The 8283-nt window shown below is 74.2% G+C and carries 5 protein-coding genes; 4 read left to right on the top strand and 1 reads right to left on the bottom strand.

Features of this window, described 5'->3' with window-relative positions; genetic code table 11:
• Window positions 1-360 precede the first annotated feature (360 nt).
• From JFN87_RS30410 to JFN87_RS30395, 4 genes are all read left to right on the top strand, one after another.
• Window positions 361-861, top strand: a complete 501-nt coding sequence (locus JFN87_RS30410) for a MarR family winged helix-turn-helix transcriptional regulator (RefSeq protein WP_209345309.1) — start codon at window positions 361-363, stop codon at window positions 859-861.
• Entirely contained in the window at window positions 852-2126 is a 1275-nt protein-coding gene (locus tag JFN87_RS30405) for an MFS transporter (RefSeq protein WP_209345307.1), read from the top strand. The genes JFN87_RS30410 and JFN87_RS30405 overlap by 10 nt, the downstream gene beginning before the upstream one ends.
• A gap of 237 nt (window positions 2127-2363) precedes the next feature.
• Window positions 2364-5327, top strand: coding sequence for an SARP-family global regulator AfsR (gene afsR / locus JFN87_RS30400; RefSeq protein WP_209345305.1), 2964 nt, complete (start codon window positions 2364-2366; stop codon window positions 5325-5327).
• A 166-nt stretch (window positions 5328-5493) separates the two neighbouring features.
• The gene (locus JFN87_RS30395) at window positions 5494-5664 is read left to right on the top strand and encodes a hypothetical protein (RefSeq protein WP_209345303.1); all 171 of its coding nucleotides are present in this window, start codon (window positions 5494-5496) and stop codon (window positions 5662-5664) included.
• Window positions 5665-5976: 312 nt separating this feature from the next.
• Here the strand turns inward: JFN87_RS30395 and JFN87_RS30390 are convergent.
• Window positions 5977-8283: polysaccharide lyase family protein (locus JFN87_RS30390; protein WP_209345301.1), on the bottom strand; the 2307-nt coding region annotated here is incomplete at its 5' end.

Raw genomic sequence — 8283 nt, 5'->3', positions numbered from 1 at the left:
GCCGCCCCCGCACCCGCCGAGACCGCCGAGCAGCACGGCGGCGGCCAGCGCGGCGGCGGCGACACGCGGCCCCGGCAGGCGCCGCCCCGGACGCACGGGGCCTGCGGGGCGTACGGAGCGTACGGGCATCGGGGCTCACTTCCGGTAGGCCGGGCTGCTGCGCCGGGCGGGGGACCTTTCCTCGCGCCGCGTCGAGCGGATCTCGTACCCGCGCCGCCGCACCGCCGCCCGGCTTCGCGGCCACGCTCACCCGCCCGGCTCTGGGAAGCCGTTCGCTCAGCCGATCCGGAGGGCTCCAACGCGCCCGGCACCCCGAAAAAACCTAACAGCACTTATATAAGTGCTGTTACGATTCCCTCCATGGCGAATCCGGAAGCGCACGACCCGTCACTGCAGAGCCTCTGGCGCCCGCTGCGGCTCCTCCAGGCGTCCCTGGACGCCGACATCGCCCGGATCTACGCCGAGCGCCGCATCGAGGGGCTGAAGCCCAGTCATGTCATGGAGCTGCTCCGGCTGAACGCCCGCGGGCCCATGACCATCACCGAGCTGGCCGAGTCGGTCCAGCTCAGCCATTCCGCCGTCAGCCAGAAGGTCGCCGCGATGCGCGCGGCCGGGTGGGTGCGGACCGCCGAGGGCGACGACGCGCGCACGAAGAAGGTGACGCTCACCGCGAAGGCCCGCACCGTCGTGGGCCGCCTCGCGGCCGAGTGGCGGGCGACCGAGGCGGCACTCGCCGATCTGGAGGCCGAGGTCCCCTACCCGCTCTCCCGCGTCGTCAGCGACCTCGAACAGGCACTCGCCCGCAGGAGCTTCCGTGATCGCCTCGCCCAGAAGCTGGCCGAGGACCCGGCGTGGGAGTGAGGAAGGCCGGGGGCGTGCTGATCGACCCGGCGCCGCTCAGGTCATCGCCGCCGTTCCGTCGCCTCTGGTGGGGGCAGTCGCTGTCCGCGCTCGGCGCGCAGATGACGGTCGTCGCCGTGATGTTCCAGGTGTGGCAGGACACCAGGAGCACGACGTGGACGGGCGCCGTCGGCCTCGCGCAGGCCGTCCCGCTCGTCGCGCTCGGACTGTTCGCCGGGGCGCTCGCCGATCGGGTGGACCGCAGGAAGTTCTACCTGCTCATGACCGCGGGACAGGCCGCGTGCTCGCTCCTGCTCGCCCTGCAAGGGCTCCTCGGCCCGCTGCCCGCCGCCGGGGTGCTGGGCCTCGTCGCCGCGCAGTCCTGTTTCACCGCGGGCGGCAGCCCTGCCTCACGCGCGTTCGTCCCGCAGCTGCTGCCCCGTCACCAGCTCGCGGCGGGCCTCGCGCTGCGGCGCGTCGCATTCCAGGGCGCCATGCTGGCGGGGCCCGCGCTCGGCGGTCTTGTCGTGGGCCGGCTCGGCGTCGGCGGCTGCTATCTGCTCGACGCGCTCACCTTCGGCGCCGCGCTGTACGGCGCCTTCGGCCTGCCGCGGATGGCGCCGGGCGACGTCGGCGCGCGCCCGGGCGTGCGCGGCGTACTGGACGGGCTCGCGTTCATGGCGCGTACGCCCGTCATACGCGGAGCCCTGCTCACCGACTTCGCGGCCACCGTGCTGGCGATGCCGATCAGCCTGTTCCCGCTCGTCAACGCGGAAAGGTTCGGCGACGACCCCGCCACTCTCGGCCTGTTCCTCACCGCGATCGCCGTCGGCGGCGTCGTCGCGTCGCTCTTCTCCGGGACCTTCACCCGGCTCCCCCGCCCCGGTCTCGTGATGGTCGGCGCCTCCGCGGGCTGGGGCGCGGCCCTCGCCCTGTTCGGCCTCGTGCCCGGGGCGTGGGCGGGCCTCGCCTGCCTCGCCCTGGCCGGCGCCGCGGACACCGTCTCCGTCGTCTCGCGGGGCATCGTCGTGCAGACGCACACCCCGAACGAGCTGCTCGGCCGCGTCGGCGGCGCCGAGGGCATCATCGGGCAGGCGGGGCCCGACATCGGCAACCTGCGCGCGGGCCTCGTCGCCGACGCGACCTCGGGGGCCGTCGCCCTCGTCAGCGGCGGGCTGCTCTGCCTCGGCGCGGTCGCCGCGGTGGCGCTCACCACGGCCGACCTGCGCAGGGCGGCGGCGCCGCACGTCGCCGCGCCGGCCGTCGCCGCGCCGCCCGTCGCATGACGCCTGCCCGGAGCGCGGGGGTACGGGCGCGGCGGTACGGGCCCGGCGGTAGGGGCGCGGCGTCCTCCGCCCCGGACAGCCACTACCGGCCAACCTGGCGTGCCGTCAACCCCGGCGAGCCGCCAACCTGTCGAGGCATTGTGCAGACCGGCCACCCGCGGCTGACGCTGCCGCCCCGGACAAGGCAGACTGTCGGTCCGTAGCAGTGAACCGCGAGTGGGCCGCGAGGGGGTAGCCATGGACCGTGCCGGCGGGCCACGCGTACCGGAGCAGCGGGTTGCCGAGCGCCCCGCCCCGGGCCCGGACGACAGCCACAGGCTCCGCTTCAGCGTGCTCGGACCCGTACGCGCCTGGCGCGACGGCGAGCCCCTGCCGCCCGGTTCACCGCAGCAGCGCGCCATGCTCGCCGCCCTCCTGCTGCGCGAGGGCCGCACCGCGACGGCGGCCGAGCTGATCGACGCGCTGTGGGGCGAGGAGCCCCCGGCGCGCGCGCTCGCCGCTGTCCGTACGTACGCCTCACGCCTGCGCAAGGTGCTCGGCCCCGGCGCGCTCCTCAGCGAGGCCGGCGGCTACGCCATGCGCGCCCCCGCGGGTTCGCTGGACATCCAGGTCGCGCAGGACCTCGCGACGCGCGCGGAGAAGGCGCGCGCGGCGGGCGACCGCAGGGGCGCGCGCACGCTGCTGGGGCAGTCGCTCGGGCTGTGGGACGGCGAACCGCTCGCCCACCTGCCGGGGCCCTTCGCCGAGACGCAGCGCGCACGGTTCGAGGAGTGGCGGCTCGGCCTGATCGAGACGCGCCTCGACCTCGACCTGGAGCTCGGCTGCCACGCGGAGGCCGTGTCGGAGCTGACCGCGCTGACGGCCGCGTACCCGCTGCGGGAGCGGCTGCGCGAGCTGCTGATGCTCGCCCTCTACCGCAGCGGCCGCCAGGCGGAGGCGCTCGCCGTCTACACCGACACCCGCAGGCTGCTCGCCGAGGAGCTGGGCGTCGATCCGCGCGCCGAGCTGACGGATCTTCAGCACTCGATCCTCAACGCCGACGAGGAGCTCGCGCGCCCGGTCGCCGAGTCCGCGCCCGACAGGGTGGCGCCGCGCCCGGCCCAGCTGCCCGCGACCGTGCCGGACTTCACGGGCCGCGCGGTCTTCGTGACGGAGCTGAGCGAGAAGCTGGCGCTGGCCGAGAGCTCCGTGATGGCGGTGTCGGCGCTCGCCGGCATCGGTGGCGTCGGCAAGACGACGCTCGCCGTGCACGTGGCGCACGCCGCGCGGCCCCACTTCCCCGACGGCCAGCTGTACACGGACCTCCAGGGGACCTCGAACCCGGCCGCCGACCCGGGGACCGTCCTCGGCTCCTTCCTGCGGGCCCTCGGCACCCCCGACCGCTCGATCCCCGACACCGCGGAGGAACGGGCCGCGCTGTTCCGCTCGACACTCGACGGGCGGCGGGTCCTGGTGCTGCTCGACAACGCGCGCGACGCCGCCCAGGTCCGCCCGCTGCTGCCGGGCACCCCGGGGTGCGCGGCGCTCGTCACAGGGCGGACGCGGATGGTGGACCTCGCCGGGGCGCACCTCGTCGACCTGGACGTGATGTCGCCCGAGGAGGCACTCGAACTCTTCACCAAGATCGTCGGGCCGCAGCGGGTGCGCGCCGAGCGGGAGGCGGCGCTCGACGTCGTCGCCGCCTGCGGGTTCCTGCCCCTGGCCATCCGCATCGCCGCGTCACGGCTCGCCTCGCGGCGTACCTGGACGGTGTCGGTGCTCGCCTCGAAACTCGCCGACGAGCGGCGCAGGCTGGACGAGTTGCAGGCCGGCGACCTCGCGGTGAAGGCGACGTTCGAACTCGGCTACGGCCAGCTCGAGCCCATGCAGGCCCGGGCGTTCCGCCTGCTCGGCCTGGCCGACGGGCCCGACATCTCGCTGCCCGCCGCGGCCTCCGTGCTTGACCTGAGCGTCGAGGTGACGGAGGACCTGCTGGAGACGCTGGTCGACACGTCGCTGCTCGAATCGGCCGCCCCCGGCCGCTACCGCTACCACGACCTCGTGCGGCTCTACGCGCGTGCGTGCGCCGAGCGCGACGAACTGCCCCCGGCCAAGCGCCTGGAGGCGCTCGAACGCCTGCTGGACTTCTACCTGCCGACGGCGGCGCGCGTGTACGGCATGGAACGCCCGGGCGACCGCACCGTCGCGCACCTGGAGTCCGCGGGGCGGCCCGGCCTGTCGTTCGCCGGCCGGGCCCAGGCCCTGGACTGGCTGTTCACGGAGGCCGCCTCGATCCTCGCCTGCGTCCAGCAGTCCCTCGGCCACCCGGCCCTGCTACGGCGCGCGGTGGACCTGCTGCTCGCGGCGAAGGACCTCTCGGAGTCGGGCGCCAACTCGCGTGCGTACGAGGCGGCGACGGTCTCCGCGCGCGACGCCGCGCAGGCGGCGGGCGACGCGCACGCGGAGGGCCGCGCCCGCACCACGCTGACGCAGGTGTACATCAAGTCGGGGCGGTTCGAGGAGGCCGACGAGGAGGCCGGGCGGGCCGCCGTGCTGGTGGACGCCTCGCACGACGACGCGTGGCTGCGCTCCAACCTGGCCAACGAGCGCGGCATCATCGCCTTCTGCCAGGGCCGGTACGCGGACTGCGAGACGTTCAGCCGGGCGGCCATCGAGTCGTTCCGAGCCGACGGCAACAAGCCGGGCGAGGCGAGCGCGCTGTGCAACACGTCACGCGCGCTGGTCGCCCTGGGCCGGACGTCGGAGGCCATCGACATGGTCCGCGCCGGCATGGCGCTCTACGACGCGCTGGGGCTGACGCTGCGGCTCGCGAACGCCCGCTTCGCGCTGGGCATCGCGCTGTCGCACGCGGAGCGCTTCGCGGAGGCGATGGCCGAGTTCCAGCAGGCCGTCGAGGTGTTCGAGGAGAACCGTCAGCGGTTGTGGCTCGGCACGACGTACTTCCGCATCGCGCAGGTGCAGCTCGCCACCGGCAGGCCGGGACAGGCGGCGCAACTCGCCGAACAGGCCCTGGCCACCGGCTTCATCGGCGGGGACTGGATGCGTGCGAACATTCTGACGGACCTCGGCAAGGCGCTGAACGCGCTCTCGCAGCCCGGCCGCGCCCGCGCCTGCTGGCTGGAGGCCCTCAGCTTCTACGAGGCCACCGGAGCGGACCAGGCGGCCGAGGTCCGGCTGCTGCTGGAGCCGCTGGCGGCCTGACGCGGGAGCCGTTCATCGAACGTTTAGCGCCCCCTGGCATGCTCAACGCAACGACAATCCGTCGCACGGGGGAAGGACGGATGGTCAGAGGCGCCCGTCCGGCACCAGACCGGGGGAGGTACCGGGCGGGCGCCGCCCACTCACGCATACACAGGAGCCAGGAGTCATGAGCGAAGCCAAGAAGGACGAGGAAGTCACCCCTCTCGACAGCCACATCCCGGCTCCTCCGGCGGACGGCGGCACCACAGCGCCCGCGACGGGCGCGGAGACGAGCGGCCAGGCCGCCGCCACGGACGGTGACACGCCCATCAAGCCGCTCGACAGCCACATTCCGTAACGGACCGCTCAGCGGGGGCGCGGTCGCGGTCGCGACGGCACGGAGGGGATGCCGTCGCGGTCGCCGCGCACTCGCCTCGTCACATCTCGTCTCGTCTCGTCTCGTTACATCTCGTCACATCTCGTCTCGGCCGGGGAGGGTGCCGGGGGCGCTGGGGAGCGCCTCCGGCACCCGCGGGTCAGCAGGCCGCCCCGGCCCCCACGCGGCCAGAGCGCGCACCCGCGACGGGGCCGGGGCACCCAACGCACGACGGGCAGGGCCCACGCGGCACGACGCGTGGGCCCTGCCCGCTGTGCATGTCGGCCGCGCATGTCAGCGGGCGGCCGGTCCCGTGGCCGTGCCCGTGGCGCGGCCGCCGTTGGCGTGGAAGGACGCGGTGAGGCGCGCGCCGTGCGCCAGGGGGCCGGTGACCCGTACGGTGACGCTCGCCCTGCCGCCCGCGGGGATGCGGGCGGCGACGGGCACGGGGAACGCGTTCGGGTCGCGGTCCGCGGTCCGCACCGCGCCGTGCTGGGACCGCAGCCCGTCGAGCCGGACGTCGTTCGCGGGCCCCGACCCGTGGTTGGCGATCTCGATCACCCAGGTGGTGGTCCCGCGGGCGCTCCCCCGCGCGGTGACGCGCCCGGTCAGGCGGGCGGGCCTCGCGGGCTCGCCGCCGTCGGTCTCCAGGACGATCGTGTCCCAGCCGAAGCCACGGGACGTCGGCTCGACGGCGAGCGTGTGGAGCCCGGCGGGCGGCGCGTTGGTGAAGGAGATGGTGTTGTCACCCTCGACGAGCATCGAGCCGGGGAACGTCAGCACGGCGAGGCGCGGGTAGCCGCTGCGGTCCGCCTGGCGGCCGATGGTGGAGTCGTTGTGGGCGGGCAGGGCGCCCGCGATGCCGGCGGACGTGCCGTTGACCGTGACGGCCGGTGGCGTGCCCTGCTGCATGGACGAGGAGACCGTCAGGTACGCGGTGCCGTCGGGCACGCGGTCGAGGGGGAAGCGGATGGTCCATGTGCCGGTGTTCGGGTGCGCGTAGTACCAGTCCTCGGGCTCCCAGCTCTCGCCGATGGTGAACGTCAGGTCGCCCGGTATGCGCGACGGCTTCTCGAACGCCCTCGGGGACGGCCGCGCGGGCGACTTGGTCGCGAGCGCGTACTCGCCGCCGGTCCGGTCGGCGGTGCCCAGCTGCCACAGGAACGTGGAGCGCTGGACGGGTGTCCAGGTGATGGCCGGCAGCCTGTGGTGGCGGCCGCCGAAGCGCAGGCCCGTCCTCTTGTACTGGTCGGTGACGGAGCCGTCGGCCGCGAAGACGTACAGGGTGTAGGTGCCGGGGGTAGTGGTGCCGGGCTGCCACGCGGGCGGCACGCCCGGGATGGTGAAGGCGCCGTCGTCGTCGGTCCGCACGAAGTAGGTGGGCTCGTGGATGGTGTAGACGTCGTCGACGTCCTGGGTGCTGAGCAGGACCCACAGGTTCGCCGGTGATCTGCCGTCGGTGAGGCGGACACGGCCGGAGACGGTGGTGCGCCGCGCGGGCGCGGGGTGGAGTGCGTCGTGCATCCAGGCGCTGCCCCCGCGGTTCTCGGCGATCTCGCCGCGCGCGGTCTCGGCGGCCGCCGCGATCATCGCGTCCGGGTCGTCGGGGTCGCCGGTGGTGATGAAGGTGAACCAGGGGCCGTAGAGCCTGCGGTAGCCGGCGTCGAGGGCGTAGCCGGGCAGCCCGTAGTGGTTCGGGCTGAAGTAGTTGAGGATGAGGGCGTCCTGGTGGATGGCGAGGTCCTGGCGCTGCGGGCCCACACCGTAGAAGCCGGCGAGCGTCTGGTCGGAGACGCCGCACAGCGGAGTGAACCAGGCGCCGAAGCCGTTGCCGTAGTGCCCGAACATCGGGTTCTGGTAGTGGTAGAGGCTCCAGTTGTACTTGGTGTAGACGTAACCGGCGGGCAGGCCGCCCGCGTTGCTGCCGGGCGACGGCAGGTCCGGGTTGTTGACGCCGTCGATCTGCCAGGTCTCGTCGGACACCTTCGTCTGGGTGGCGAGGTAGGCGTAGGTCGGCTGCTGCCCCTTGCCGCGCTCCCAGTTGAAGCAGTGGTCGAGGACGGCGCGGTCCCAGCGGGTGTTCATGCGCACCTCGCTGATCGAGGTCGCCGCCGTGGCCGTGAGGATGTCGTACCCGTACAGGCCGCGCTTGCCCGCCCGCATGATCAGGTGGTGTTCGTGGCGCAGCGGGACGCTTGTGACGTCGGCGAACGCGATCTCGACGAGGTCGTCCTCGATCCGCAGCACCTTCACCTGGCCGCAGACGAGGCGGGACTTGCCGCCGGCGGCGTCGACGTAGAAGGAGTGCTGCCGGTCGGGGTCGCGCGGGTCGACGCCGTTGAGGTTGTGGGCGAGCTCCCTGCCGTCGACGACGACGGAGGTGGCGGTGACGGACACGTCGTCCCAGCCGGTGACGACACCGTTGTGCGCGTCGTCGCGGCCGAAGGTGAACCGCACGAGACCGTTGTCGAGGACGATCTCGGCCACCTCGGTGGGGAAGGCGTAGGTGCCGGTGCGTGCGGGCTTGCCGTCGAGGAGGACGCGCACGGCATGGCCGTGGCCGCCGCTCGCGCCGGGTGCGGCTTCGTGCGCGGCCCGGGC

The organism is Streptomyces montanisoli (genome assembly GCF_017813245.1).
Lineage (GTDB): Bacteria > Actinomycetota > Actinomycetes > Streptomycetales > Streptomycetaceae > Streptomyces > Streptomyces montanisoli.
Note: the sequence above shows the minus strand (reverse complement) of the source record. Positions and strands in the feature narration are given on the sequence as shown.